Annotated in this window: 22 protein-coding genes, 1 tRNA gene and 1 pseudogene; 10 read left to right on the plus strand and 14 right to left on the minus strand. The window is 57.7% G+C overall.

The window, feature by feature from the left end:
* Window positions 1-36: 36 nt before the first annotated feature.
* From ACR0I7_RS01455 to ACR0I7_RS01465, 3 genes are read right to left on the minus strand one after another with little or no spacing between them, the layout of a single operon-like run.
* Complete coding sequence (locus tag ACR0I7_RS01455) at window positions 37-867, minus strand: MBL fold metallo-hydrolase (RefSeq protein WP_480507712.1); 831 nt, start codon at window positions 865-867, stop codon at window positions 37-39.
* On the minus strand, window positions 864-1826 hold the full coding sequence (locus ACR0I7_RS01460) for an NAD-dependent epimerase/dehydratase family protein (RefSeq protein WP_480507714.1): 963 nt from the start codon (window positions 1824-1826) through the stop codon (window positions 864-866). Before ACR0I7_RS01460 ends, ACR0I7_RS01455 begins: the two co-directional genes overlap by 4 nt.
* 17 nt (window positions 1827-1843) lie before the next feature.
* Complete coding sequence (locus ACR0I7_RS01465) at window positions 1844-2845, minus strand: 3-oxoacyl-ACP synthase III family protein (RefSeq protein WP_480507716.1); 1002 nt, start codon at window positions 2843-2845, stop codon at window positions 1844-1846.
* Window positions 2846-3277: 432 nt separating this feature from the next.
* Between ACR0I7_RS01465 and ACR0I7_RS01470 the strand changes: the two genes are divergently transcribed.
* A complete protein-coding gene (locus ACR0I7_RS01470) occupies window positions 3278-6409 on the plus strand; it encodes a CARDB domain-containing protein (RefSeq protein ID WP_480507718.1) in 3132 nt (1043 codons plus the stop codon).
* A 168-nt stretch (window positions 6410-6577) separates the two neighbouring features.
* On the opposite strand, the gene ACR0I7_RS01475 is transcribed toward ACR0I7_RS01470, so the two are convergent.
* Both ACR0I7_RS01475 and ACR0I7_RS01480 read right to left on the minus strand, forming a co-directional pair.
* The gene (locus ACR0I7_RS01475; RefSeq protein WP_480507720.1) at window positions 6578-8635 is read right to left on the minus strand and encodes an adenylate/guanylate cyclase domain-containing protein; all 2058 of its coding nucleotides are present in this window, start codon (window positions 8633-8635) and stop codon (window positions 6578-6580) included.
* Window positions 8636-8954: 319 nt separating this feature from the next.
* Window positions 8955-9028: transfer RNA gene (locus ACR0I7_RS01480), tRNA-Cys, on the minus strand.
* Between the two features lie 231 nt (window positions 9029-9259).
* Here ACR0I7_RS01480 and ACR0I7_RS01485 point away from each other — a divergent pair.
* The 3 genes from ACR0I7_RS01485 to ACR0I7_RS01495 all read left to right on the plus strand — a co-directional run bounded on the left by ACR0I7_RS01485 (window position 9260) and on the right by ACR0I7_RS01495 (window position 12275).
* A complete protein-coding gene (locus tag ACR0I7_RS01485) occupies window positions 9260-9913 on the plus strand; it encodes a protein-L-isoaspartate O-methyltransferase family protein (RefSeq protein ID WP_480507722.1) in 654 nt (217 codons plus the stop codon).
* A 95-nt stretch (window positions 9914-10008) separates the two neighbouring features.
* The gene (locus ACR0I7_RS01490; protein WP_480507724.1) at window positions 10009-11427 is read left to right on the plus strand and encodes a TolC family outer membrane protein; all 1419 of its coding nucleotides are present in this window, start codon (window positions 10009-10011) and stop codon (window positions 11425-11427) included.
* A gap of 74 nt (window positions 11428-11501) precedes the next feature.
* The gene (locus tag ACR0I7_RS01495) at window positions 11502-12275 is read left to right on the plus strand and encodes a hypothetical protein (protein WP_480507726.1); all 774 of its coding nucleotides are present in this window, start codon (window positions 11502-11504) and stop codon (window positions 12273-12275) included.
* Between the two features lie 3 nt (window positions 12276-12278).
* Here the strand turns inward: ACR0I7_RS01495 and ACR0I7_RS01500 are convergent, their stop codons facing one another.
* The gene (locus ACR0I7_RS01500; protein ID WP_480507728.1) at window positions 12279-13721 is read right to left on the minus strand and encodes a cobyric acid synthase; all 1443 of its coding nucleotides are present in this window, start codon (window positions 13719-13721) and stop codon (window positions 12279-12281) included.
* Here ACR0I7_RS01500 and ACR0I7_RS01505 point away from each other — a divergent pair.
* Entirely contained in the window at window positions 13720-13872 is a 153-nt protein-coding gene (locus tag ACR0I7_RS01505; protein ID WP_480507729.1) for a hypothetical protein, read from the plus strand. The two genes, ACR0I7_RS01500 and ACR0I7_RS01505, sit on opposite strands and share 2 nt — an antisense overlap.
* 17 nt (window positions 13873-13889) lie before the next feature.
* Here the strand turns inward: ACR0I7_RS01505 and ACR0I7_RS01510 are convergent, their stop codons facing one another.
* Window positions 13890-14210 (minus strand): DUF6280 family protein, encoded by a 321-nt coding sequence (locus ACR0I7_RS01510; RefSeq protein ID WP_155151640.1) that lies wholly within the window; start codon window positions 14208-14210, stop codon window positions 13890-13892.
* Between the two features lie 219 nt (window positions 14211-14429).
* On the opposite strand from ACR0I7_RS01510, the gene efp reads away from it, so the two are divergent.
* Window positions 14430-14993: an elongation factor P gene (efp, locus tag ACR0I7_RS01515; RefSeq protein ID WP_480507731.1), complete on the plus strand. Its 564-nt coding sequence runs from the start codon at window positions 14430-14432 to the stop codon at window positions 14991-14993.
* Between the two features lie 55 nt (window positions 14994-15048).
* Here efp and ACR0I7_RS01520 read toward each other — a convergent pair whose 3' ends face one another.
* Window positions 15049-15996, minus strand: coding sequence for an ABC transporter transmembrane domain-containing protein (locus ACR0I7_RS01520; protein WP_480507733.1), 948 nt, complete (start codon window positions 15994-15996; stop codon window positions 15049-15051).
* Between the two features lie 86 nt (window positions 15997-16082).
* The gene (gene ygfZ / locus ACR0I7_RS01525) at window positions 16083-16823 is read right to left on the minus strand and encodes a CAF17-like 4Fe-4S cluster assembly/insertion protein YgfZ (RefSeq protein WP_480507735.1); all 741 of its coding nucleotides are present in this window, start codon (window positions 16821-16823) and stop codon (window positions 16083-16085) included.
* Between the two features lie 72 nt (window positions 16824-16895).
* Between ygfZ and ACR0I7_RS01530 the strand changes: the two genes are divergently transcribed.
* The gene (locus tag ACR0I7_RS01530) at window positions 16896-17570 is read left to right on the plus strand and encodes a TIGR04283 family arsenosugar biosynthesis glycosyltransferase (RefSeq protein WP_480507737.1); all 675 of its coding nucleotides are present in this window, start codon (window positions 16896-16898) and stop codon (window positions 17568-17570) included.
* Between the two features lie 7 nt (window positions 17571-17577).
* Here the strand turns inward: ACR0I7_RS01530 and ACR0I7_RS01535 are convergent.
* Window positions 17578-18333: pseudogene (locus tag ACR0I7_RS01535) on the minus strand (hypothetical protein); the annotation flags it as partial.
* A gap of 107 nt (window positions 18334-18440) precedes the next feature.
* Between ACR0I7_RS01535 and ACR0I7_RS01540 the strand changes: the two are divergent.
* Window positions 18441-19211, plus strand: a complete 771-nt coding sequence (locus tag ACR0I7_RS01540) for an alpha/beta hydrolase (RefSeq protein ID WP_480507739.1) — start codon at window positions 18441-18443, stop codon at window positions 19209-19211.
* Between the two features lie 13 nt (window positions 19212-19224).
* On the opposite strand, the gene ACR0I7_RS01545 is transcribed toward ACR0I7_RS01540, so the two are convergent.
* The 4 genes from ACR0I7_RS01545 to ACR0I7_RS01560 form a co-directional block, all read right to left on the minus strand.
* Complete coding sequence (locus ACR0I7_RS01545; protein ID WP_480507741.1) at window positions 19225-19656, minus strand: hypothetical protein; 432 nt, start codon at window positions 19654-19656, stop codon at window positions 19225-19227.
* 393 nt (window positions 19657-20049) lie between these two features.
* The gene (locus tag ACR0I7_RS01550; protein WP_480507743.1) at window positions 20050-20829 is read right to left on the minus strand and encodes a hypothetical protein; all 780 of its coding nucleotides are present in this window, start codon (window positions 20827-20829) and stop codon (window positions 20050-20052) included.
* Window positions 20830-20839: 10 nt separating this feature from the next.
* Window positions 20840-22798 (minus strand): DNA topoisomerase IV subunit B, encoded by a 1959-nt coding sequence (gene parE, locus ACR0I7_RS01555; protein WP_480507744.1) that lies wholly within the window; start codon window positions 22796-22798, stop codon window positions 20840-20842.
* Window positions 22799-22898: 100 nt separating this feature from the next.
* Entirely contained in the window at window positions 22899-23837 is a 939-nt protein-coding gene (locus tag ACR0I7_RS01560; RefSeq protein WP_480507745.1) for a YHYH protein, read from the minus strand.
* A gap of 164 nt (window positions 23838-24001) precedes the next feature.
* Here ACR0I7_RS01560 and ACR0I7_RS01565 point away from each other — a divergent pair, with 164 nt between their 5' ends.
* Both ACR0I7_RS01565 and ppk2 read left to right on the plus strand, forming a co-directional pair.
* Window positions 24002-24610 carry a carboxymuconolactone decarboxylase family protein gene (locus ACR0I7_RS01565; RefSeq protein ID WP_480507747.1) on the plus strand — a complete coding sequence of 203 codons (609 nt, stop codon included), beginning with the start codon at window positions 24002-24004 and terminating at the stop codon, window positions 24608-24610.
* Between the two features lie 190 nt (window positions 24611-24800).
* Entirely contained in the window at window positions 24801-25730 is a 930-nt protein-coding gene (gene ppk2, locus ACR0I7_RS01570) for a polyphosphate kinase 2 (RefSeq protein ID WP_480507749.1), read from the plus strand.
* Window positions 25731-25898: the final 168 nt, after the last annotated feature.

Consider the following 25898-nt stretch of genomic DNA (forward strand, 5'->3'; position numbering starts at 1 on the left):
CGGGTCGCCGTAAAAGACCGTCCGAGGTGCCACAGGTCATACATCTTCGAGCTGGTCCCTATCATAGGTTGTCAGCACCGGGTCATGGCAAAGAATGACCTTGCCGCCTGCGGCACCAAATTCAGCGACACGGGTTCCCGATTGCTGCGCGGCCTGGACGTCCGCAGATACCAAGCGCGATAGGATAGGCGGGACATGTGGTAATGACAGCGCTTGGGTCACCCATTGCACGTCACAGGCATAGAGGAGCGCAGGATCAACCCCGGGAAAACACAGTCCGAAATGACCCGCCGCATGTCCGGGTAGATCTATGGCGATGACCGTCCCGTCGCCGAAAAGCTCGCGCCCGACACCCAGGTTCAGCGGCGCAGGGATATTTGGCAGGCTCGCGATATCGGTCACCCTGTCGGGTAGGCCATCGGGCAGAAGTTCGGTAAAGATACCGTGCCGTATATTCATAAGGTGCCCACGGCCTAAGACAGTTTTCAGGGCTGTAAGATTGGTGATAATTTTGGCATTCGGGAATCCGCTGAGCGCCGCGACATGATCTGCATGAAAGTGGGTGACAATTATTGTTGTCACGTCCGACGGAACATAGCCCAAATTGCCCAGAACCGTGCCGATCTGCCCGCTTGCCACAAGCCGGGGTTTCGTCGCGCGGGCATAGGCGCGCAACGCAAAACTTCGCTGTGCGCCGTTAGTAACCGCGCTGCTATAACCCGTGTCGATCAGCACGGGGCCAAGACGGGGGTGTTCGAGAATGCCGTATCTGACACGAAGGTCCAGCGTCTTGCGCCAGCGTCCGCCACGCAGGACTGCCCGCTCTGGAGCATCGATAAATGCGCTATTGGCGAAATGCAGCTTCATGTTCGTTCCCCGGTGACCATAGCCTCTTGCAGACCTTCCTCAAACCCGACGAGCGGACGCCAGTCCAGAAGCCGCGCGGCTTTGTCGATATTCAGGCTTTGCTCAAAGGCCAGCAATGCCAGCGCATATGCGCTGATCCTGGGTTCGCCTGTGCCGGGCAGCAGGGCGGTCAAATGCTCGGCCAGCCTTGCTGCGGCAAGGGCTGGTCTGAACGGGATCGACCTCCAGCGGGGCGTTACCCCCGCACGTGTGCAAGCCATGTCGATGATCTGTCTGACCGGCAGCACTTCACCACCTGATATATTAAAGACCTGTCCGATTGCATCAGGTCCCGCCCGAAGCGCTGCATCGACTGCGGCGCAGACATCAGTCACGTGAGTCAGATCAATCTTTGCTCTGCCGTCTCGAAACACCGGCAGAGGGTGCCTTTGCGCGGACTGCAGCAATCTCGGAAGCAAATTGCTGTCTCCCGAGCCATAAATCCCGCGCGGCCGAAGACTGATGGGGCCTATTTCGGGTTTCGACAGCACCAGCCGTTCTGCTTCGCCCTTGGTTCTGGCGTAGTGGTTGAACGGGGTGGGCAGGGGCTGCGCTTCATCGACGTTCAGCTGGTCTTCCAGTGCAAAATACACGGATGGCGATGAAATGTTGACGAACCGGGTCACGTCCAGTTGTGCGGCAATCGCAATGATGTTCCGGGTGGCATCAATATTGGCTCGATCAAAGGCCGCACCCGGTCCCGAGGGTGCAGATAAGGCGGCGGTATGGACGATCGCGTCTGGTTTGCTAAAGACAGTGGACGCCGGACGAGCAGACAAATCTGATTGATGAACCTCAAACCCCTGATCGGCCAGCAGGGCGCAGCGATGTTTCGAGCGTCCGGTTGCGACCACATCATAACCCCGATCTCTGAGAAACCGGCACAGGCGACCGCCCAGAAATCCGGTTGCTCCTGTCATAAGAACCCGCATAGTAGTTACGTCTGCAACGCCAGGCCAGAAAACGACACGCCCGCCGATGTGCCCAACATCAAGAGGCGCGCGCCCGGAGCCGCCCTGCCATCACGCCGCGCGTGGTCCAGAGCGGTCGGCAGGGAAGCGGCGATCTGGTTGCCGATATCCGCCGACAGATCGACGATCTGTGCGGGGCTAAAGCCGGTCTGATCGGCCATATGGGCCAAAGCATGCGGGCTGGCCTGATGCGGTATGACGACGCTCACATCTTCTTTTTGCCAGCCCGCCATTTCCAAAAGTTCGTCTACGAAGGTGGGGAAATGCCTCAGGGTAATTCTGAACAAATCGGATCCGTTCATCCGAAAAACCGTTTGTCGGGCGAATTCATCCGGCTCTTTGTGAAAATCAAGACGCGTTCCGCCGGCTGCGATTTCACATGCTTCGTATTTTGATGGATAGCTCCGCATAAGGCTCGCGCGGATACCGAGGTCTTGGTCCTGCGCGGCGCTTACGACAGCAGCCGCAGCGCCGTCGCCAAACAGCGCGGCAACTTCGGGCTGTTCGGCCCAGGGCAGACCTCGGGAAGCGATTTCCGAGGACACAATCAGGGCCTTGCGGCACGCCCCGACCGCAATCCGATGACCTGCCGTTTCCAGCGCGGTGAGAAAACTGGTGCAGGTGCTGTTCACATCAAACGCGGCAGCCGAGCCATCCTTTAGCCCCAGCTCACGCATGATGAGCGGGGCCGTGGAGGGCAACGTCTGAAAGGGAATGCCGGTGGCAGAGATAACCAGATCGATATCATCCGCCGCGATCCCTGCCTGCGCCAGCGCTCCATGACAGGCTGCGACGGCCATATCGATCTGGCTGACATCTCTCGCGTAATATCGTTGTTTGACGCCGGTTTTTCCCTGCAAGTAGCCACTGTTCCGGCCAACTTGAGCGTCCAATGTTCCCGAACTCACGGGATCTCCGGGCAGGATATGGTGTGTTCCCCGAATGGCGATGCGAACGGTGCGGCTCAAAAGGATCCTCCGGGCTGTATGACAGCATTTGAATTACGCCCTCTTGGAGCAGTCGGCAAGTTCGGTAAACCATACCCGCCCGCCAAAACTCTGTTTGCAATGCACAAAAGTTGCTGGGTGCTTTCATGTATGGTGATGGTCCGGACCGTCTGGAAAGCTAGCGTATCTGACACGGCGCGGCGCTACCTGCATTTGGGCCCTGCATCCGATGTTCGCAGGCCCTGCCGCCTCCGGTTGTTTGGCCCTGGTGACCTGTTTTTACTTTCTCGGGCCAAGCAGGAATCCGCCAATTCCCGCCAGCAATCGGGATAGAACCACGGTGACAAGGGTTCTGATGGTACACTTGAAGTGAGGACCCAGCATTATTGGCACGAGTTTCCTCAATTTTAACTTGTAATATTTTCACATAAGCAATGCATGGAGACAGAACCCATGTCTGTTCGATTTCATTTTTCCTACTTCTTCATCACAAGCAGTTTGATTGCCGCAACGCCTGCGTTGGCGCAGGGGGTGTGCGGAACCGATATTGCCATAGGCCGCAATGATGGCGCCAACGCCCGATGGGAGGTTCACGCCCCTCAATTCGGTGACTTTGCCGGGCTTGCCGATGGCGGCGACGGTTGGGGTATCGAGCGTTCGGTCACATCGCTGGCGTGGGGCGACTATGATGGCGACGGTCGCCCCGAGCTGGCGCTGGGGCGCGATGCCGGGGCAAACATGCGCTGGGAAGTGCGTGATGACGCGCAGGCGGGTTTTACCCTGCTGCTGGATGACGGCGGCGAGGGCTGGGGCGTTGGGCGTGCCGTGTCCGCCTTGGTCTCGGGTGACTTTGATGGCGATGGTCTGGACGAGCTTGCCATCGGGCGCAACAGCGGCGGCAATATGCGGTGGGAGGTGCGCGACGACGCAGATGCGGGCTTTGCGCTGATCCTTGCGGATGGCGGCGAGGGCTGGGGCAACAGCCGCGGCGTCACCGCCATGGCCGCTGCCGATTTTGATAACGATGGCCTGGACGAACTTGCGATCGGGCGCAACAGCGGCGGCAATATGCGCTGGGAGATACGCGATGATGCACAAGCCGGATTTGCGCTTATTCAAGAAAATGGTGGTCAGGGCTGGGGCAACGGTCGCGGCGTCACGGCAATGGCTGCGGGCGATTTCGACGGAGACCGCATTCCTGAGCTGGCCCTTGGCCGGAACAACGGGCCAAACATGCGTTGGGAAGTGCGCGACGATGCCAGCGCAGGCTTCGCGCTCATCCTCGAGAATGGCGGTGACGGCTGGGGCAATAGCCGCAGGGTGACCGCGATGGCTGCGGGGGACGTGGACAATGACGGGCGTGACGAACTGGTGCTGGGCCGCAATGGCGGGGGTGGTATGCGCCTGGAAGTACGCGACGACGCCAATGCGGGCTTCGCGCAGCTTATGTCGGACAGCGGTGGCGGAGCAAGCCGGGGCATTTCCGCATTGGCTGTCGGCAATCTGGATGCCGACAGTGCTGCAGAAATCGTGCTGGGCCGAAGCGCGGGCCCCAATATGCGGTGGGCGGTGCGCGATGATGCCGACAACAACTTTGTACAGCTTGTCGACAACGGTGGATCGGGCTGGGGAAATTCGCGCAGCGTACGCGCGCTGGCGATTGCACAGCTGGGGGACCGGGACGGGGATGCCTTGCCCGACCTTTGGGAAACCACAGGTATCGATGCCGACTGCGATGGGATGATCGATATCAATCTGGCGGCGCTGGGCGCCGATCCGATGCGCAAGACACTGTTTATCGAGGTTGATTTCATGGAAGATCACAACCCGCTGGACGATGCCATTGACGAAGTGGTGGATGCCTTTGCGGCGGCGCCTGTTCCCAATCCGGGTGGCGGTGCGCAGGGGATCGACCTGATCGTGATCGAAGATGACCAGATCCCCCATCAGGACAATATCACGACCTGGGACGGGTTCGATGACCTGCGCGATCAGTGGTTCGGCACACAGGCCGAGCGGGATGCCCCGAACGCCGACGCCATTCTGGCCGTCAAGTCTCTGGCGTTCCGCTGGGCGCTGTTTGCGCATCGCTATGACGGCGGCGGTTCCTCGGGTCGGGCCAAGGGAAGCGGCGATTTCCTGGTGACGCTGGGCGGTTCTCAATGGGGCGTCGATCCGGTGACTGGCCACAACTTCGGCACGCTCGAAGAGCAGGCCGGCACGTTCATGCATGAGCTGGGCCATACCCTGTCCTTGCGGCATGGCGGGCAGGACGGAACAAACTGCAAGCCCAATTACCTCAGTGTGATGAACTATAACTTCCAGACCAGGTGGCTGAATGACCTCGATGCGGGCGCGCTTGTGCTTGATTACTCGCGCAGCGCGCTTGATCCGCTGGATGAATCCGCTCTGGACGAGAGCATCGGCATCAACGACGGGTCGTTTGAGACCCGTTGGAGCGCTGACGGTGGCGCGTCATGGCTGACCGGGCGGGGCGATGGTGCTTTGGACTGGGATGGCGCGAACCCGTTCCCGGACCCCGGCACCGTCGCGGTTGACGTCAATGATCGCGGCATCCGCGAATGTGGCGTCGACAATTCAGGTAATCCCGCGCCCACGCCCGGGCAGGAACTGATGGGTGCCGAGGATTGGTTGTTTCTGCGTTATCGCGTGCTTGCGTCCGGGGAGGGGGCTGAATTCGATTCTCCCGAGGTTGAGCTGACCGACGAAGATGCTTTCCGGTTGCGGACCGAATGCCCGGCGAATGACACTAGCATTCGTTGTCGCCCGTTGGGCTTTGAATATGTCGCCAAGTTGTTGTGCGGACGTCAGGACGACCCGGACAGTTTGATGGTTGTGCCGGGCCGCTATGCAACTGCGCTGAACATCCATAACCCTCATAATCGCGACGTGCGTTTCTACCTTAAGATCGCGACTGCCCTGCCACCCGGAGGGCTGATGGCCGGCAAGCGTTTCAAGGTAGGCGAAGGGGTTTTGCGCTATGACGATGCGGTGCTGGCAGATTGCGATCTGCTGCGCCGCGAAGTGTTCGACGGCACGTTGCCGACCCCCCTGATTGACGGCATGTTTGTCCTGCAGACCGACGCGCGGGTGGATGTGCGCGCGGTCTATTCCGCCGCACCGCCGAGTGGGAGTGCGCCTTCAAACGGGGTCAGCACGATGCAGGTGATTGAAGTCACGGGCAATCGCACCGAAAGACCGCGCCCGCCGCAGCGTGCCGATCTTGTGGTGCGCGATATCGATATGGCCAGCCTGCAGGTGAGCTGCCCGACCGGCGCGGGGTCGTGTCGCACGCGGGTCCGCGCAACAGTCGCCAATATCGGGCAGGGGGCCGCGTTGGCAAGCACAGCCCGGGCGCGGATGGACCCTAGCCAGTCAGTTGTGGTGGATCGTCCGACCGGCGCGCTCGCACCCGGTGCCACGCAGACCATCACATTCACCAGCCCGCCCGGCGGAAACTGCTTTGATCCTGATTGCCAGATTTGCGTGACCGCAGATTTCCATGATGTGGTGGATGAAAGCGACGAGACCAATAACCAGCTCTGCCGCGAGCGTCAGGGCTGACGGGCACAATGGCCAGCCGCCCGAAAGGGGCGCCGTTTGCAGTCCGAGCGGTAAACACCGATCTGTTGCAGCCGTGTGATGGGCTGATGCGTGCCGATCACAGACGGGGTTGCGATGTCCTGACCTCAGGACATCGCGGCCTTCGTCATTTCCTGAGGTTAGCACAGATCACTTTTTTTCGGTGTTCGTGACGGCGCGCCAGCCTTTCGGCGGTGGCGTGTCAATCAACGGCCGGATGCGGGATATCATCGAGGCAGAGGCCACATCTCCGTTCCGCATCCGGTCGGCGGTTTCAAACGCTTTGAGCGCCTGCTCAAACTGCCGCGTGCGGTAATATGCCAACCCTTGTTCATAGGCCTCAACCCAGTCCGGCACGCCATCGACATCCTCGGCCATTGCGATCAGTTCAAAAACCACAAGCTCTTCACTGCGCCCAAATACTGTCAATGTATCCAGTTCGCGCACGATGATGGCATCCCCTGCTTCGCGACGGGTTTCGGGACCGATGAGGATCTGGGTCCCATAGTCCTTGTTCGCGCCCTCCAGTCGGCTGGCCACATTCACGACATCACCAATTGCGGTATAGTTGAGCCGTTGTTCGGATCCGATATTTCCGACCAGAGCTTCGCCACTGTTCAGCCCGATCCTGATGCGCAGGCGGTTGCCTGCTTCGTCTTCGATAGCTGCCTTTTCGACGGCGGAAACCAAATCGAGCGCTGCACAGCAGGCGTTCTCGGCATGGTCGATGTCTTTGCGGGGTGCGCCCCAGAACGCCATCACCGCGTCGCCCATAAACTTGTCAATGGTACCCTCGTGGCGCGCAATGGCCGCTGAGGCCGCGCTGAAGAAGGGCTCCATCATCTCGACGATCTTGGGGCCAAGCTTTTCGGACAGCCCGGTGAAACCGGTGACGTCACAAAATAATACCGAGATTTGTTTCATCTCGCCGCCGGGTTGGGTCTTGATACCCTCGGCGACCAACATTCGCACCAGATCAGTGGGCACGTATTTGCGAAACGCCGACAGGCCCGCAGCCATGCTGGCAGTGGCGGCAGAAAGATTGGCCAGCTCAGACAGTTTCGAGGGTCTGCGCGAAATACGCTCGACATCAAAGCGTTCGATCCTGTTCAGGTCTTCGGCGATCCGCGCCAACGGATTTGCAACGACGCTGCGCACCAGCCAGATCGCAAGGGTTGTGGCAACCGCCACCACGCCGATCAGGATATAGAGAAGATTTATCAGCGTCTTGTCGATCCCCGAAAGAAAGGCAGATTCCGGGATTACCGTGGCAACGCGCCAGCCATAGAACCCGAGGGGGGTTAGGGCGACCGCGTAAGGTACATCGTCAATAACAACCCGCTTGGTCAGGCTTCCTGCTGCTTTTGCATCAGGGTCGCCCAACAGTTGCTCGCCCGAGATCATTGCAACCTCATACAGATTTCCTTCTCCCATCCGCGCGGGCGTAACCTCATCAGCTTCGGCATCGGGAACCGCTATCACTTTGCCCTCGGCATCCAGAATAAAGGCCGCACCGAATTCACCCGGAGCTAGGGTTGCCAGAAAACGCGACAGCCTGTCGGTTTCGATGGCAACGGACAGAACGCCCTGCCGGGTCCGGTTGACGTCGACCGGACCCGCATAGGCATAGACGGTTTTGTTACTGCCCGGCAGGTCGCGCGCTTCGATCCAGCCGGTTGAGTTGAGACCCATGAAGTTATCAAACCAGGCATGATCGCGCGGATCATAAGATGTCTCGACAAAGGTCCGTTCTTCGAACTGGATATCACCGGGAATGAAGATATACCTGTCGGTTCTCAGCATTCCGTCGCGGATGTTCTTGTCGATTTCGACCATCTCAAGGCCGCCATCGCCCAACCGGTGAGACGCGAAAAAGTTTCCGTCCGGCCAGCCAAAGAAAATCCACGAGATATTGGGCTGCGCCTGCAGTTGCGACAGAAAGACAAATTCCCGCTTGTCAGCCTGCCGCGTAGCGATGACATTCTGCACAAAGATCGTACGCACTGCGGCCCAGGCGGCCTCAGCAGATCTGAGCGTCAATCCGACTTCGATGCGAACGGTATTTGCGATCTGGCTGTTAATCTCTGCCGCCAGCATACGGCTGTTGTCGCGCGCCGTTGTCCACCAGAGGGAATGAACGATGAAAGTCGACACCCCGATGGAAAGGGCGACAAGCATGGATACAGCTATGCCTACACTGACTCGCATGAACGCTCCGCAAACGACGAGGATGAGGATAGTATTGGATTGAGAGTGAACAGAGCGCAAAGAATACTTTGGTATAGCACTGAAATATCACGCATCTGTTAGTTTTGTGCCCGTTATCTGACATGGGCATTGGTGGGGTGGTCTGGCGGGATTTATCTTCGGCAAAGTGGCGCGACGATAGAATACTGATCGTCAATACTGCCGAGTCAAAAGGCAACACTCCCCAAGGCGCGAAAAAAGTGCGGACGAAGATGTTAACGTTACTCTGAACGGCTTAGCGGCGACACTGAAATCAAAGAGCTAACTGCTTGGGAATAAATGGAGGCGAGTACCGGAATCGAACCGGTGTACACGGATTTGCAATCCGCTGCGTCACCACTCCGCCAACTCGCCTTTATAAGTAAAATCAATTACTTGCTGTGGTGTGATGGGCCTTCTAGCAGCTTTCAATACCAAGGTCCAGCGGGTTGCGTAAAAAATGGAGCGGTTGAGGCCAATTATTGCGTCCGACAATAGTACGCGCCATTTTGTCAGTTCTGTGCAGTTTCACAGGCCAGCCCCGTTGCCGGTGATCTCTTAATGTGGCACAAGCCGCAACACTAGGGAAATAGAGTGAGCGATCACATGACAGATTTCGCAGCCCGCCGCCTTACCATGGTAGATACCCAAATTCGTCCGTCGGATGTGACCAAGTTTCCCATCATCGATGCGATGCTGACGGTTGAGCGTGAGAAATTCGTGCCAGACTCGCATCGTGAAGCAGCCTATGTCGGCGATTTGATGGATCTGGGCGATGGGCGGTGCCTCCTGGAACCGCGTACTCTGGCTAAGATGTTGGACGCGCTTAATATTTCCGATAATGAAGTGGTTCTGGATGTCGCTCCGATGCTTGGGTATTCGACTGCAGTGACCGCGCGCATGGCGCAACTTGTCGTCGGGGTCGAACTGGATGAGGGTGTTGCGGCAGAGGCGCAGTCAAATTTGATGGACGCCAATATCGACAACGCCATCATTCATACCGGACCGCCCGAGCAAGGGGCGGCAGAACACGGACCCTATGATGTGATCATCATTCAGGGTGGGGTCGAGCGGCTGCCCGAGGCTCTGCTGGATCAGCTGAAAGACCATGGCAGAATTGCTTGCCTGTTTGTGGAAGGCGAATTGGGCACGGTGCGCATTGGCCGCAAGTCCGCCGGCAACGTCACCTGGCGCGATGCGTTCAATGCCAGCGCGCCTGTCTTGCCTGCGTTTGTTGCAGACAGTGCATTTTCGCTATAGTAGGCGATCAGATTTTTCTGTCGCCTTGATTAGTTGAAAACAAAGGCGCAAACTGCTCGTGCAGCTACGTTATTTTGATTTGAGAGGAATTGGGTATGCGTGGAAGGGCTGGAAGTAAGCTGGTCAGAGCCATGGTGATGGCCGCTGGTCTGGCGATGGCTGTGGTGCCCGGACGACAGGTATGGGCCGACAACCTGACGGATGCATTTATCGGCGCTTACAATTCCAGTGGCCTGCTCGAACAGAACCGTGCGCTTTTGCGTGCGGCTGATGAAGATGTTGCGATTGCATTGTCTGCCCTGCGTCCGATCATCAATTGGACGGTGCGGGTGAGTCAGGATTTCACCAAAACGCGTACCGGAACGGTTGTAACAACCTCTGAGCCGTCGCTGTTTTTTTCGGGGCTGACGCTGAGTCAGCTGATCTACGATGGTGGCGCATCTGTGCTTGGCAAGCAGTCTGCGCAGGAAACGGTTTTGTCGACCCGTCAGTCTCTGATTGACATCGAACAGCAGGTACTGTTCCGCGCGGCGACCGCCTATCTGCGGGTGCTGCTTGAGGAAGAGACTGTCCAGATCCGCCAGAACAACGTTGATCTGTCCAGCGAGGAACTGCGCGCCACACAAGATCGCTTTGAGGTTGGAGAGGTCACGCGCACGGACGTCGCCCTGTCGGAATCCCAGCTTGCAAGCTCGCGGGCCGATCTGGCGGATGCCCGCGGCGCGCTGAGCACGGCGCAGGCCGAGTATGTCAATGCCGTAGGCAAACTGCCGGGCCGCACGGCCGGTCAGCCCGGTCTGCCAAACCTGCCACGCTCGGTGGCTGAGGCGCAGAGCCTCGCACAGCGCAATCACCCCTCGATCCTTTCGGCGCAACATCAGGTGCGTGCGCTGGATCTGGTTGTACAGCAGCAGCGTGCAGGCCTGGGGCCGAATGTCTCGTTGGATGCCGATGTGGGTGTGACCGAGAGCTATGACGATGACAACTACACCAACGACGCGGGCATCGCGTTGACATTCAACCAGCCGATCTATGCCGGTGGCCGTCTTGCTGCTACTGTTCGGCGCGCGATCGCAACGCGGGACGCGTCGCGGGCGAACCTGTTGAATGTTCAGAAGGACATCACGCAAGGTGTAACCGATGCATATGTGCGCTTTGAAACCGCAACCGCCAGTTTGACCGCGTCGAACGAGCGGGTGCGCGCATCGCAGGTGGCCTTTGACGGAATTCGCGAAGAAGCCACGCTGGGTGCCCGGACCACTCTGGATGTGCTGACGGCTCAGCAGGATTTGCTGGATGCGCAGCTTGCACAGGTAGCCTCGCGGACCGAACGTTCGCTTGCGGCGTATCAGCTGTTGCAGGCGCAGGGTCTGTTGACAGCAGAACGCCTGGGGCTTGCGGTGCAGATCTACGATCCGACACTTTATTACAACTTGGTTAAAAAAGCGCCAGCTCAGGTCAGTAAACAAAGCCGCGATCTGGATCGTGTCCTCAAAGCGTTGCGCCGCGACTGAGCTGCGTTACTATTTGTTGTGAGGTCAGGATTGTTTGGCTACACTCGCGCCAAAGGCTAGAGCGGTAGAGAACAATGACAGATAGCACTATCAAAACAGGCGCAGAGGATGTTCTGTCATCCGTCAAACGTCTGGTCAGCGAGGAAGGGCGTACAGCCCCCAAGCAGACGTCGCCTGCAAGCCCACCCAAGGCCGGTCGTCTGGTCCTGACGGATGCCTTGCGCGTGGAAAGCCATGCTGCCGAGGAGCGCAAGGAGGCGCGGCTGCGGACTGACAATACCGTTGGCGCAAAGCTGACGGATGCAGCGCAGGCGCCCGCCAACGACCTGTCAAAGCCCATGCGGTTGCGGTCGTGCGATATTGTCGAGCCCGGAAATACAGCGATGCGCCCGGCCGATAAGTCTGGCGAGCCCGACAAACCGGCTGATCTGGCGGATAGTCTCAGTGCAAAGATAGAAGCGCTTGAGGCGGCGATAGCGCGTACTGAAGATCAGTGGGAACCGGATGGCGAAAGCGACGATGCCTATGCTGGGACGCGGACGCATGCGATGGACTGGAAGGCCGAGAATGAAGCCTCCGCTGCCTTGGGCGAAGGTGATGAACAGGACGACTCTGCTGCAACATTTGTGCGCAATCCCGGTGCCGTTGTTGAGGCAAAAGATCAAGCACCCACCAGATCCGTACAATCGGGGCTTCCCGTCGTTGACGAAGACATGCTGAGCGAGATGGTGTCGAAAATCGTTCGTCAGGAATTGCAGGGCGCGCTGGGTGAACGCATTACCCGAAATGTGCGAAAGCTGGTGCGGCGTGAGATCAATCGGGCCTTGGCTGCGCAGGATTTGGAATAGAACTCAGCCGCCTTTTGGCGGTTGCGCAAGCGCGAGTAGCATGTCGAGGTCCATGTGCCGCTCAAGGTGATCCGCCAGATCATCAAGGGTTTGATCAACCCCGTCTTCGTAAGAGATATGCGACGCTGCACCCAGTTGCTTCAGATAGTTGGCGCGGAACGCGTCAGATGTAAAAATACCATGCAGATAGCTGCCGCGGATACGGCCATCCGCGCTGGTTGCACCTTCGGCGGTGCCGTCGATTTCCAACCAGGCACGCCCGCAATCCGGCCCTTCGCTCCGGCCCATGTGAATTTCGTAACCATAGACGGGATCACCTGTCTCTAACGCTTTGGCCGAGCGCTGTGTCACCTGTTTTTGTCCGGCCATAATGGTGCTGATATCCAGCAACCCAAGCCCCGCGACGGTACCGGGGCGTCCGTCCACGCCGTCAGGGTCCGAGATGGTTTTCCCAAGCATCTGATAGCCGCCACACAGGCCCAGAACATGCCCGCCCCGGCGCACATGGGCGTAGAGGTCGATATCCCAGCCCTGCTTGCGGAAATAGGTCAGGTCTCCGATCGTTGACTTACTGCCGGGCAACAGAACCAGATTTGCGTCGCCGGGCAGGGGCCGGCCGGCCGGAATGATCTCGACACTAACATCCGGTTCCGCCGAGAGCGGGTCGAGGTCATCGAAATTCGCCATCCGTTCAAGCTGTGGCACCACGACCTTGCATTTGCCACCACGATGCGAGCGAATGTCCATCATGTCCTCGGCGGGCAGTTTCCAGGCATCCTGGAACCAGGGAACAACCCCAAGGCACGGCCATCCGGTGCGGTCCGAGATGTCATCCCGTCCTTCGTCGAACAGGCTAATATCGCCCTTGAACCGGTTGACCGCAAAGCCCTGGATCATCGAGCGGTCGGTCTGATCCAGAACGGTCTGAGTTCCGACAATCTGGGCGACTACCCCGCCGCGATGGATATCGCCTACCAAAATGACAGGGACACCTGCTGCGCAAGCAAATCCCATATTGGCAATATCACCGGCTCGCAGGTTGGTTTCAGCCGGGCTGCCCGCACCTTCGATCAGAACCAGATCAGAGCTTGCGCATAACCTGCCAAAGCTCTCAAGCGCTGCGCGCAGCAGTTTGGATTTGTCCTTGCGGTAGTCTCCGGCCTTCATGGTGCCGGAACGCTGGCCCTGTACGATGATTTGGGCGCCGGTATCCGTTTCTGGCTTTAACAGGATCGGGTTCATATCCGTATGCACAGACCGCATCGCAGCGCGGGCCTGTAGGGCTTGTGCGCGGCCGATTTCGCCACCGTTTTCAGTCACTGCGGCGTTGTTGGACATGTTTTGCGGTTTGAAAGGGGCCACCTTGAGGCCGCGCTTGGTGAAGGCACGCGCCAGCCCGGCCACCAGAACCGATTTTCCGACGTTGCTGCCGGTGCCCTGAATCATGATCGCGCGCGTCAAAAGCTATCTCCTGCAAACCTGGGCAGATGACCTGAAAGCGATGCTTTTGAAAAGCCTGGAAAGGCACTTGCGAATGGCAAAACCGACATCCGCGCACGAAAAAAGCGCGCCGCAGCTGCGGGCGCGCCTTTTTTGAGGGAAACAGCTTGTGACTTAAGCTGCTTCTGCTTGCTGAGCCGCGTTGCGTCGTTCGCTTTCTTCGCGCGACAGCGCAACCGAAGTGCGCACACCGCGCCCAACGAATTCCATTAGTCCGCCAACAACCCGTTCATTCGGATCGATGCCAGCGCAGGTCAGCACTTCGCGGCCATCACGCGAGCGCGCCCAACGAGCGATCTGCTCGGGGCCGTTGCCATATTTCTTGTCGTCGGCGATGGCATCATCCAACGCAGCCAGTACGACGGCTGCAAAAAGTTTACGAGCACGGTTGCCTTGTTCGTTGTTAAAGGCTGTGCCGTCAACGAAATCTCTCATCTCGTCTTCCTTGTTTTTCTTGCTCTTGTAATTTCCGGCGTGACGGTCCTTATGACCTATAAAGCGCGATTCGGATACACCTAATATGCATAGTTGCGTTGCGTCATTTGCATGGCTCGCTGCAACAGCAGCACTGGGTGTCGTTGTCTTGCCAGTCCATGTCCCGCCAGATATAGGGTCGCCAACTGACGCATCAACCGTTTGTGAAGGATTTATGCAATGCCCAAGATCAATGGGAACGAAATTCGCCCCGGCAATGTGCTTGAGCATAACGATGGGCTGTGGGCTGCTGTTAAAGTCGACCATGTGAAACCGGGCAAAGGCGGTGCTTTTGCGCAGGTCGAACTGCGCAATCTGCGCAATGGCTCGAAGTTGAACGAACGCTTCCGGTCCGCCGACAAGGTTGAACGGGTGCGCCTTGAGCAAAAGGATCAGCAGTTTCTCTATGAGAATGACGGGATGCTGGTGTTCATGGATTCCGAAACGTATGAGCAGATCGAACTGCCTGCCGATCTGCTGGGTGAACGCCGCCCGTTTCTGCAGGATGGCATGACCATCGTTGTCGAATTCTATGAAAGCGAGGCGCTGAACGCGACCCTGCCGCAGAAAGTCACCTGCAAGATCGTCGAAACCGAGCCGGTCGTCAAAGGTCAGACCGCTGCCAACTCGTTCAAGCCTGCTGTTCTGGATAATGGCGTCAAGGTCATGGTGCCTCCGTTCATCGGTCAGGATGAGATGATCATTGTGAACACCGAAACCATGGAATACTCAGAGCGCGCCTGACGTCGGGTGTAGTTTTTGCTTTAAGCAGGGCCGTGCAACCTGGGTTGCGCGACCCTTATCTTTTTGGGCTCGGCGGATTGCGGTATCGGGCGCGATCTGGGCCAAAAAGCTCGAGCATCAGTTCAAACTTGATCCGGTTGGCACTGACCTGTCTGTAAAACGCGATCAGAAAGGCTGTTGGTCCCTGAATGCGAGCCAGGCCGCTGGTTGCGGCGACCACCGTGCCAACATCGGTCTGGCCTTTCAGGACCAGCCATCCGCCCAACATCAGAACCGCGACGGTACCCGCCCCGTTGATCACGCTCAGCAGGAATTTGGCTGAGAGTTTCCAGATGAACATCTGCCTGCGCGTTTCGAAAATGGCGTCGAACTCGTCATAAACCTCCTGAGTGACGGCCGTTATCTGGTCGACGGTCAGATGATCCGTGGCCTTGCGTAAGATACGAACGCGCTCTGCGACAAAGACGTTCACCTTACGTTGCGAGATCAGGACGATGATGAGCTGCGGCAAAATCATCGATAACGCAATCAACCCAAGCCGGGGCTGCGTGGACGAAATGTATCCGATGACGCTGATCAAGGTGCCGATCTGAACGACAGGATCGGAAAAGGCGCCGCCTGCAAACTTTCCCAGTTCTTCAGCCTCTGCCGAAATGGCCGTGGTCATCGTGCCTTTGCGCAGGTTTTCACCCGATTCATCCACGTCAACCGTGCGGGTCAGCAACCGGCGACGGATCAGACGGATGAGATCTTCGCCCAACGTCCCGGCGCGGTAGCCCAACACCCATTTCAGAGCAAGGCTGAGCATGATCACGGCCATCATTCCTGCCCCAAGCAGGATAAGATGGTTCGGATTGGTGTCCTTTGCGGTCAGGTGATTGATGATGTCACGCTGAAACTCCAGCGGTGCGGCGGCAAGTGCGGCCACGGCCAGCGAGAGAATGATCAGGACGATCTGCCGACCCGCGCTGGCACGCCAGATTGTTGAATAAAGCTGTAGCATGTGACCACCCGCCTAAGCATACCGATCCGGGGGCAGTCTGTAAGCAAATCACAGCAAATACAAAGACTTTGATCGCAACTGCGCTTCTATGCGCGAGGCAGCCGTATCACCGCGTCCCCCGCGCGCATCTCGCCGTCCGCGCGCGCAAACCGCAGATAGGCAATCGCCCGGCCAGCAGACTGGGTATAGAGGGTGCCCGCCGGTTTCCCGTTGGACAGGATATCTGTGCCAACCGGCGCCTCTCCGTCGATCTCAACAGTGACCAGGCCTTTTTTCAGCTCGGTCTTGTGTTTCATCCGGGCGGTGACCTCTTGCCCGACATAGCACCCTTTTTTGAAGTCGACGCCGTTCAAACCCTCAAACCCGGCTTCAAGCACATAGCTGTCCGGGGTCAGTTCGATTCCGGTTTCGGGGATACAATGCTGCACGCGGATCTGATCCCAATCGGTGCCATCATCGGTTTCTGGCTGGGTGGAATAGGCCCGCCAGCCAAGCGCGACATGGCGCGGATCGGGCAGGGCACCCTCTGGCATCGGTCCGCTGCCGCGCTGCAGGGACAGGTCTGTCTGTTCAATCGTCACGTCGGCGCGCAGCTTATACATGTTCAGCCGCTTGCCGAGGTTGTCGGCCAGTTCGTCGGCAACATCCAGCAGGATCGCCTCGCCCGCGCGTTTGAGGAAGAAATCCGCCAGATACTTGCCTTGTGGTGTCAGCAGCGCGGCATAGACCAAGCCTTCGTCCAACCGTGCGATGTCATTTGTGACCAGCCCCTGAAGAAAGCTGTCAACATCCGAACCAGTCAGGCGCAAAATGCGGCGGGTGGGCATGGCAAGTCCTCGTCTTTTCCGTTCGCCCCGTGATATAGGAGATCGCGCCACCATGACCAGAGGGGACGCAACGTGTCAGCGCCGATCAGCATCGTCGTTCCAACCCTGAACGCCGCCGAGGGTTTGGTGCCCGTTCTCGAGGCGCTGATGGAAGGGCTGCATGCTGGCCTGATCCGCGAACTGATCATCACGGATGGCGGATCAACGGACCAGACCCTGCGTATCGCCGAGGAAGCCGGGGCCGAGATCGTAACCGGCGGGGCCTCTCGGGGTGGGCAACTGCGGCGCGGATGCGACAGGGCCCGGGGCGATTGGCTGCTGATCCTGCACGCCGATACCGTATTGGAGGCGGGGTGGAGCGAGGTTGTCGGGGCCCATATACCCACGCGCGCGCCTGCCGCTTTTCGGCTGGCATTCCGCGCCAGCGGCATCGCGCCCGCATGGGTCGCTGGCTGGGCCAATCTGCGCAGCCGCTGGTTCAGCCTGCCTTACGGAGATCAGGGGCTGCTGGTGCCCCGCAAGGCCTATCTGGCTGCCGGAGGGTTCCCCGATCAGCCCTTGATGGAGGATGTCGCTCTGGCCCGCGCGCTGCCCCGGATCGGGCTGCTGCCCGCGCGTGCCTTTACGAATGCGGAACGCTATGTCCGTCATGGCTGGTTTCGGCGGGGGGCACGGAACCTGTGGACGCTGATCCGGTATTTTCTTGGGGCCGATCCTGAGCGGCTGGCACAGGCGTATCGGCGCTGAAACTGGTGCGTAGCTCGACAATGGATTTTCCCAGCCGGAACGGGGCTGCAAAGCTCACCAGACACAGTGCCACGATTTGCAACACAAGGATATGCGCGTTGTCCTGCAGATATTCCCATTCATCCTTCAGCTTGCCGACCTGCTCGATCAGGTCATCATAGCTTTGGGCCAGAATAAGGTAGTCCCCGGCAATGGCGGGCACCTTGCGCCGCATATTGTCGATGGCCGCCTGCGTGGTGTCGTCCAGCGAGGTAAAGACCAGAAACTGATCGATATCGAACGCATTTGCCTTGGCCGCCATGCCGCGCATCTCATCCATGTCATCTTTGGACTGGCGCCCAAAGAGAAACTGCAGGCCCTGCAATGGGGCGACCTCATTGGTCACGGCGATGAACAGCGGCAGATCCGCGTTGCTGGCGGTTGAGGCCGACAGGAACTCGACCTTTTCGCACAACACCGCGGTATCGGGATCATAAGCCGGATCGCAAAACCGCAGCCGAAACCGCGCGGCATCCCGGTCAAAGGCCAGCGTCGCGGCATAGGCGACGTCGATCTGCCGATCCAGGCGCGAACTGTCCGAGGTATAAAGCCCTGCCAACACCGCAACCAGCGCACCTATGCCGCCCAGCACGACCCAAACGAGATCGGCGAGCTTCCACGCCCGGTGCCCGGCCGGTTTGCGAAACAAAAATGCCGTTCCAACCGATCCGATCAGAAAGAACAGGATCAGCAGCGGCAATTGGTTGTCGGCAACAAAGCTCATAACCCCAAGTTTAAGTGGTGCGATCCATCACGCAACAGCGATCACGCGCAGTTGTAACCCATTGTCATATCCTCATACTGGTCGCTAGAGCAGCGGGAGGCGTTTTGATGACCAAAGAGATTGTTCTGATCCACGGGGCCTTTGCCGGACCATGGTGTATGGAGGATTATGCAGGCTTCTTGCGCGCGCGCGGCTGGACCGTGCATACCCCCGCGCTGCGTCATCACGGAGGCGACCCGCACGCTGACCCCGATCCGGGCCTGACCGATACCAGCGTAACCGATTATTCCAACGACATCGCCGCATTTGTGCAGGGGTTGGACAGCAAACCGGTGCTGTTGGGTCACGCGATCGCTGGCGTTGTGGCGCAGCAGATGGCCGCGCGCGGCTTGGCCAGCGCCATTGTTCTGATCAACCCCAACGCGCCCTGGGGTACGCTGCCCGAAACCGATGACGAACGCGCTGTACCGCGCGCTTTGATGGAGGGTGGGGCCTTCTGGAAACAGCCCATGCGGGTCGAATTTGACCTGATGGCTCCCTTTGCGCTCAACAAAATGCCCGAAGCGCAGCAACACGCGGTGTTCGACCGTTTGGGTGCCGAAAGCGGGCGCGTGATGTTCGAGATGTTCTTTTGGATGTTCGACGACAACCACGCGATGAAGGTGGATATCGACAAGGTCAACTGCCCGGTTCTGATCGTCTCTGGCACCGAGGATCGCGCCGTGAACCCCAACACCTGCCGCGCGCTGGCAAAGCTCTACGGGGATCGCGCAACCTTTCTGCCGGTCGAGAACCACGCGCATTTCCTGTTCATGGAACCGGGGTGGCAGGGGCCAGCCGCGCAGATCGCAGACTGGCTGGACCAGAAACTGGCATAGGTTGGTCTAACGCTCAGTAAACGCGCAGATAGATCATTCCGGCCTCGCACAGCCGTTTGCAATCGCTCGCGTCTTTGGCGACGTCATCGACGCTGATGATCGAGGTCATGCCCGAGCCTTCAAAGCGATAGTCATCGCACTCCCCGTCTTCGGCCCATTGGCTGCTGTTGTCCCCAAAGTTGATCTCTGTGCAAATCGTGGCCGCCTTGCCCACCTTTGGGTCGACCAGCTTGATCATTCCTTTGTCAAAGGCCTCTCGACAGTCGTTGGCGTCATGCAGAATGTCATCATTGTCCAAATCCGGAGCCATGCTCGAGCCGGTGAAGCGGCGATCATCGCATTCTCCGTCATTGGCCCATTCACTGGCATTGTCGCCAAAACGGATTGACTGAGCGTTAGCGGTGGTGGCGAGCAAAATAATCGCGCAGGTCAAGGGGCGTAACATGTTTTGTGTCCTTAGTGGGGAGGGGAATGCGTCATGTTTACGGTTGGTTAGGGCTTAGTTTCAAGGGTTTTATGAGGGTGAACCGAGGGACCTTTGGCACGGTTGAGGTGTCAGATTTCGTTGAGAAGAATGCCGCGCTGAAGCCCGGCCTACGGGTTGTGGAAAGGGTCCGTAATGCTCATCGTGTGCTTGATGAAAAGCGTCAAGCACATGCCCGACTCGCACCGTTTTGCCGGAGGCGAACCTGCTGTTTGAGGATGCGCGGCTACCGCCCGCACCCTCGGGTTGGCGCGAGGTAGGGGACTACAAATTTAGGCATACAGTTCCAAGTCGTGATACAAGATCGGTTGATTGGTGAATTGGAAATCTGAAATTAACTTCGGTTGATGGAATTCAAGGCTTGCTCCATTGCTCCAGCCGACTAATAAGCGCATCAACATCTGCTTTAATTGCCTTGCTCTTGATTTCTATTGGCCTAATGCAAATTCCTCGTTCACGAACGTTTACATCGCCGCCTTCTGGCGTCGACCACATGATGTCCACTAGTGCATTCAATAGAATCGGTCCCACTTGGTCTTTATCTGGCTCGTTAACGACGAAGCGAATGGCTCCGGTTATTACGTCTGTAATGGACGTCAAGTGAGAATGTCCAATCGCGGTATTGTCGATGTGAACCACGCGATTCAGTTTCTTCCTGGTATTGGCCTGCTCAGATAAGACACCAAGCTTGAAAGCTTCTTTAAGATAAGCCTTTTGTTTGTAGTCTTGAGATTGGTCGAATAGTGCTACTCCACCATCAATTTTTTGTTCGAACATGAATTGGTCGAATTTTGAAAGCAAGGTGTTTACGCCAAATTTTAACCTGTTCTCATGTGGTTGCCCTTTGGCGATAGCGTGGGGAACAACGTAACAACAAATCTTGCAACCATGTTTTGCGGCAGAAGATAGGACGCCATTCTTAATAGCAGTGTGTTTGCTGCTTGGGTAGCCTTTAGGGCTGCTACCTGCAGAAAATTTCAAATCATGTTCAGAGGGAAATTCGTTATCGGCCAATAACGAGGCAACTTCATCAGAAAGACTTTGAACACTTTCCAGAGGAAAAAAGACCCCAGCATAAACTAAGTACTCTTTTGAGCCATCTTGATCAGCCTCGTCGGCTATCATTAAATACAATCAAATCTCCTCAAACATCCAACTCCTCCACAAACCGTGCGTTTTCCTGAATGTACTGGAACCGCAGTTCGGGCTTTTTGCCCATCAAACGCTCGACCAGATCGCCGGTTTCGCCGGGTTCGTCCTCGTCGATGGTGACGCGGATCAGTTTGCGCGAGGCTGGGTCCATCGTGGTCTCTTTCAGGTCCTTGGCATCCATTTCGCCCAGACCTTTGAAGCGCGAGACGTCGATCTTGCCCTTGCCACCCAGACCTTTTTCAAGCCACTCATCACGCTCGGCCTCGTCTAGACAATAGACGCGTTTGGCGCCTTGGGTCAGGCGATACAAAGGCGGGCAGGCGAGGTAGAGGTGGCCCGCGTCGATCATGGGCCGCATCTGGGTGAAGAAGAACGTCATCAGCAGCGAGGCGATATGCGCCCCGTCCACATCCGCATCGGTCATGATGATGATCTTGTCATAGCGCAGGTCGTCGACGTTGAACTTGGTGCCAAGCCCCACGCCCAGCGCCTGCGTCAGGTCGTTGATCTCGGCATTGGTGCCCAGTTTCGAACTGGCCGCGCCCAGCACGTTCAGGATTTTGCCGCGCAGGGGCAGCAGGGCCTGGGTCTTGCGATCCCGGCCCATCTTGGCCGACCCGCCCGCCGAGTCGCCCTCGACAATGAATAATTCCGTGCCGTCGCGTGTTGAACTACTACAGTCCACCAACTTGCCGGGGAGACGAAGTTTTTTAGTGGCGGACTTGCGTTGTGTTTCTTTCTCGGCCCGTCGGCGCAGGCGTTCCTCAGCCCGTAGGATGAGGAAATCCAGTATCGCGCCGGCGGATTTCGTATCAGCTGCCAGCCAGTTGTCGAAATGGTCGCGGACCGAGTTTTCGACCAGCCGTTGTGCCTCGACGGTGGCCAGGCGGTCTTTGGTCTGGCCGACAAACTCAGGCTCTGAGATAAAGCACGACACCAGCGCGCAGCCGCCGGTGATCAGGTCATCGCGGGTGATCTGACCGGCCTTCTTGTTGTTGATCAGCTCACCATAGGCTTTGATCCCCTTGAGGACGGCGGCCCAGAACCCGGCGACATGGGTGCCGCCTTCGGGGGTAGGGACGGTGTTACAGTAAGACTGGATGAACCCGTCGCGCGAAGGCGTCCAGTTGATCGCCCATTCGACCTTGCCGGGGGTGCCGAATTTCTCCTGAAAGTCCACGGTGCCAGCAAAGGGCTGCTCGGCATAGGTGGAGGAGCCGTTCATTGTTTCCTTCAGGTAATCCGACAGACCGCCAGGGAAGTGGAAGGTCGCCTCGGTTGGGGTCTCACCATCGTCGATGGCGGATTTCCAACGAATCTCGACGCCCGAGAACAGATACGCCTTGGATCGGATGGATTTGAACAACCGCGCCGGTTTGAATTTGTGATGGCCGAAGATGTCTGCGTCGGCATGGAAGGTCACCGTGGTGCCGCGCCGGTTCGGGGCTGCACCGACCTTTTCGACCGGACCCAGTGGGATACCGCGTGAGAAGCGTTGTTCAAACAGCGTCTTGTCACGTGCCACCTGAACGACCATCGAATCCGACAGAGCGTTCACCACAGAGGCACCCACACCGTGCAGACCGCCCGAGGTCTGATAGGCCTTGCCCGAGAATTTACCGCCCGCGTGCAGGGTACACAGGATGACCTCAAGTGCCGATTTGTCCGGGAATTTCGGATGTGGGTCGATCGGGATGCCACGTCCGTTGTCGCGCACGGTCAGGGCGTAGTCGGCATGCAGCTCAACTTCGATCCGGTTGGCGTGGCCCGCGACGGCCTCATCCATCGAGTTGTCGAGGATTTCGGCGACCATATGGTGCAAAGCGCGCTCATCCGTGCCGCCGATATACATGCCGGGGCGTTTACGGACTGGTTCCAGACCTTCAAGCACCTCGATGGATGAGGCGTCATAGGTATTGGTCGCTTCGGGCGTCAACAGATCGTCGGGCATGGGTGCTGCTCTTGTTCTTAGGTTTCCTCCATTATGGCAGGGGATGTGGTCCGGGGGAAGAGGGACGCGAAGTGTTGTGTGCCCCAGCGGAACAGAATCCTCACTTTCGAAAGGATCTATCCGGTGTGCCGACGTAGCAATTCATAATCCACGGATAGGCCGACGTGACATAGTATCCATATTGCCCGTCAACCGTCATCCCGTTGCATTCGTCTAGGTCGCCGTTGTCGGTAAAGGTGTAGTCCGCGATATACGTTCCGTCTGGCATTCCGCCGGGTCCTTCGGGTGGGGAGGGTCTTTCCTGTGTTTTCAGTTCGTAACCCGAAACGGCGGCTCTGATTTTGCCCTCGGAATCCTTGAAGATCGTGCCGAAGATTGGAAACCCGTCAGATGCAAAGCCAATCACGGGTGAGGGTACTGTAAACTCCCGATCCACAAACAGCGCATTTGGGTTCGAGTGATAGTGGTAGCGGCCATCAGGTTGTGTATGCGCGTTGTGCAGGTCAACGCCGAAGTATTTGTCATAGGACGGGGGATCGATCAGCCACGGATCACGCACTGTGCATCCGGCAAGCACATTGCCGTTCTTGTCGGCACGCGGCCCATCTGGCCGATAGCATCCGGCCGACAGCAGATCAACAGGCACACCATTGAACAGAACTGCATTGTAGGCTCGTTGGCCAAGTGGCGTCGTCGCGGACGCCTTTTGTGGATTGCGGGGGATTTGAAACTCGGACAGGAGCGGTCGAAAATCATTGGCAAACCTTGCCGTTGCGCCATTGAAGTCGTGATTTGGAGTGCCGTTTGATGCAATAGTGCATGTCTGATCATCCGCAACGATTCGGACCTGCGCCTGATAGGACGTGCTTTTCTGAATGTCTTCAACCGTGGCGGCATAGTCTCCGACATAGTCGGCGCAATCGCCTGATCGGTTTTTTAGTATAACATTGGTAATATCTTTCCCCGCGCTCTGCTGGGCGTTCAGGGGAACAGGTAAAACAAAGGCGAGTATGATAAGGCGTTCAAACAGATGGGCCATGTCCAGGTCCTATTGCAACAAATACATTTCCTGCCCAGCGTATAGAAGTTGAAACCTCTCGCAAGCGGGGTGACGTATTTGGCCGTTGCAAGCAATGATTGTGCGATGCAACTTGTGCGCGGATATCTCACCGCATAGACGGCACAATCTACAAAGGGTTCCCGATGAGCTGGATCGACACCATCCCATTTCACAACGCAACCGGCAGGCTCAGGAAGCTCTATGAACGTGTGGCTGGTCCGGGAAACAATGTCGACAATATCATGATGGCGCATTCTCTGCGGCCCCATTCGATGGAAGGCCACATGGAGCTCTACAAAAACGTTCTGCATCATTCGGCCAACCAGGTCCCAAAGTGGTTTCTGGAAACCCTTGGCGTTTGGGTCAGCAGGCTAAATCGTTGTGGATATTGCGTAGAACATCATTTCAGCGGGTTGCAGCGCCTGTTAGTGGATGCGCCGCGCGGGGACGCCATTCGCACCGCGATCGAAAAGGGCAATCCCGAAACCGCACCGCTTACCGAGGCAGAGATTGCCGCGATGCACTATGCCCGGAAACTAACCGAGGCGCCTGCAAGCCTGACCGAGGCAGATGTGATCGCTTTGCGTCAGACAGGTTGGGAGGATGGGGAGATCCTCGAGATCAATCAGGTCTGTGCTTATTTCGCCTATGCAAATCGCACTGTGCTGGGGCTGGGATGCTCGACCGAAGGGGATGTTCTGGGTCTGTCGCCAAACAATTCAGACAATCCGGAGGATTGGGGGCACCGATAGGTTCAGAAAGGTCGGTCGCGCTGTTTTCAGGGGCAAATGCGTAGACCGCTTGGTTTCGATGAACAAACGGCACTGAGCGCTCGTAAACATGATTTTTATGAGTGCATTGATGCGTCTTTGATTCGTATCAACGCGGCTTGCGCGCTATTCCGCTAACGCTTCTGTCGGAACCTAGTGGACAGGAGATAGCATGGACGTAGCGGTCAAGCCCGAAGCCAAATCAACACAGATCAAAGTTGTGCCCCCTGAGAAAACCGAAGCCGCCGCGCCCAGCCCCGACAGGATTCGGCAGGCATTCGAGAGCGGCAGATACCCTTATAGGCGCAAGATGGCGCGCAAGACATACGAACAGCAGAAGGCCGGCTTGCAGGCTGAGTTGCTGAAGGTTCAGCTTTGGGCTCAGGACACCGGTCAGCGTTTTGTTCTGTTGTTCGAAGGTCGCGATGCCGCCGGCAAGGGCGGCACTATCAAACGTTTCATGGAGCATCTCAACCCGCGTCAGGCACGTGTTGTCGCGCTGAACAAGCCAACATGGGAGGAGAAAGGGCAGTGGTACTATCAGCGCTATGTGCAGGAACTGCCCACCGTGGGAGAAATGGTGTTCTATGACCGCTCATGGTACAATCGCGCCGGTGTTGAGCGGGTCATGGGGTTTTGCTCGCCCAATGAGTATCTGGAATTCATGCGTCAGACCCCGGAACTGGAGCGCATGTTGGTGCGTTCGGGCATCCAGTTGTATAAATACTGGTTCTCTGTCACGCAGAACGAACAGCAACGCAGGTTTAAAAGCCGCGAGACCGATCCGTTGAAACAATGGAAGCTGTCGCCGATTGATAAGGCCAGCCTGAACAAATGGGACGATTATACCGAAGCCAAAGAGGCGATGTTCTTTTACACCGACACCGCTGATGCGCCCTGGACGATTGTGAAGTCGAATGACAAGAAACGCGCACGCTTGAACTGCATGCGGCATTTCCTGTCGACGCTGGACTATCCGGACAAAGATCCGGAGATCGTTGGCACGCCTGATCCGTTGATTGTAGGGCAGGCGCATCACGTGATCCATCGTTCGGATCATATTCTGGGCCCAGTATCGACACCGGTCAAGCAGGGCGGCTGAAGCTCGAAAGTGCTGTTCGGGTTATCTGTATGAACGATCCCAATGCCTGCACAAACGCAGCCGATCCTTTCGTCTGACAGTTTCGAGACCGAGCGGTTTTCTCAGGCCGAGCCGGAAAGGTTTAGCTCCGGCTCGACCCTCTTGCGCGGGCTGAGACCACAACAAGAA

Source organism: Ruegeria sp. AM1 (assembly GCF_056540745.1).

Excerpts from the sequence above, each read along its gene's own strand:
- ACR0I7_RS01455 (WP_480507712.1), bottom strand. The coding sequence starts at position 867 with ATGAAGCTGCATTTCGCCAATAGCGCATTTATCGATGCTCCAGAGCGG.
- ACR0I7_RS01460 (WP_480507714.1), bottom strand. The coding sequence starts at position 1,826 with ATGACAGGAGCAACCGGATTTCTGGGCGGTCGCCTGTGCCGGTTTCTC.
- ACR0I7_RS01470 (WP_480507718.1), top strand. The coding sequence starts at position 3,278 with ATGTCTGTTCGATTTCATTTTTCCTACTTCTTCATCACAAGCAGTTTG.
- ACR0I7_RS01475 (WP_480507720.1), bottom strand. The coding sequence starts at position 8,635 with ATGCGAGTCAGTGTAGGCATAGCTGTATCCATGCTTGTCGCCCTTTCC.
- ACR0I7_RS01485 (WP_480507722.1), top strand. The coding sequence starts at position 9,260 with ATGACAGATTTCGCAGCCCGCCGCCTTACCATGGTAGATACCCAAATT.
- ACR0I7_RS01490 (WP_480507724.1), top strand. The coding sequence starts at position 10,009 with ATGCGTGGAAGGGCTGGAAGTAAGCTGGTCAGAGCCATGGTGATGGCC.
- ACR0I7_RS01495 (WP_480507726.1), top strand. The coding sequence starts at position 11,502 with ATGACAGATAGCACTATCAAAACAGGCGCAGAGGATGTTCTGTCATCC.
- ACR0I7_RS01505 (WP_480507729.1), top strand. The coding sequence starts at position 13,720 with ATGATCGCGCGCGTCAAAAGCTATCTCCTGCAAACCTGGGCAGATGAC.
- ACR0I7_RS01500 (WP_480507728.1), bottom strand. The coding sequence starts at position 13,721 with ATGATTCAGGGCACCGGCAGCAACGTCGGAAAATCGGTTCTGGTGGCC.
- ACR0I7_RS01510 (WP_155151640.1), bottom strand. The coding sequence starts at position 14,210 with ATGAGAGATTTCGTTGACGGCACAGCCTTTAACAACGAACAAGGCAAC.
- efp (WP_480507731.1), top strand. The coding sequence starts at position 14,430 with ATGCCCAAGATCAATGGGAACGAAATTCGCCCCGGCAATGTGCTTGAG.
- ACR0I7_RS01520 (WP_480507733.1), bottom strand. The coding sequence starts at position 15,996 with ATGCTACAGCTTTATTCAACAATCTGGCGTGCCAGCGCGGGTCGGCAG.
- ygfZ (WP_480507735.1), bottom strand. The coding sequence starts at position 16,823 with ATGCCCACCCGCCGCATTTTGCGCCTGACTGGTTCGGATGTTGACAGC.
- ACR0I7_RS01540 (WP_480507739.1), top strand. The coding sequence starts at position 18,441 with ATGACCAAAGAGATTGTTCTGATCCACGGGGCCTTTGCCGGACCATGG.
- ACR0I7_RS01545 (WP_480507741.1), bottom strand. The coding sequence starts at position 19,656 with ATGTTACGCCCCTTGACCTGCGCGATTATTTTGCTCGCCACCACCGCT.
- parE (WP_480507744.1), bottom strand. The coding sequence starts at position 22,798 with ATGCCCGACGATCTGTTGACGCCCGAAGCGACCAATACCTATGACGCC.
- ACR0I7_RS01560 (WP_480507745.1), bottom strand. The coding sequence starts at position 23,837 with ATGGCCCATCTGTTTGAACGCCTTATCATACTCGCCTTTGTTTTACCT.
- ACR0I7_RS01565 (WP_480507747.1), top strand. The coding sequence starts at position 24,002 with ATGAGCTGGATCGACACCATCCCATTTCACAACGCAACCGGCAGGCTC.
- ppk2 (WP_480507749.1), top strand. The coding sequence starts at position 24,801 with ATGGACGTAGCGGTCAAGCCCGAAGCCAAATCAACACAGATCAAAGTT.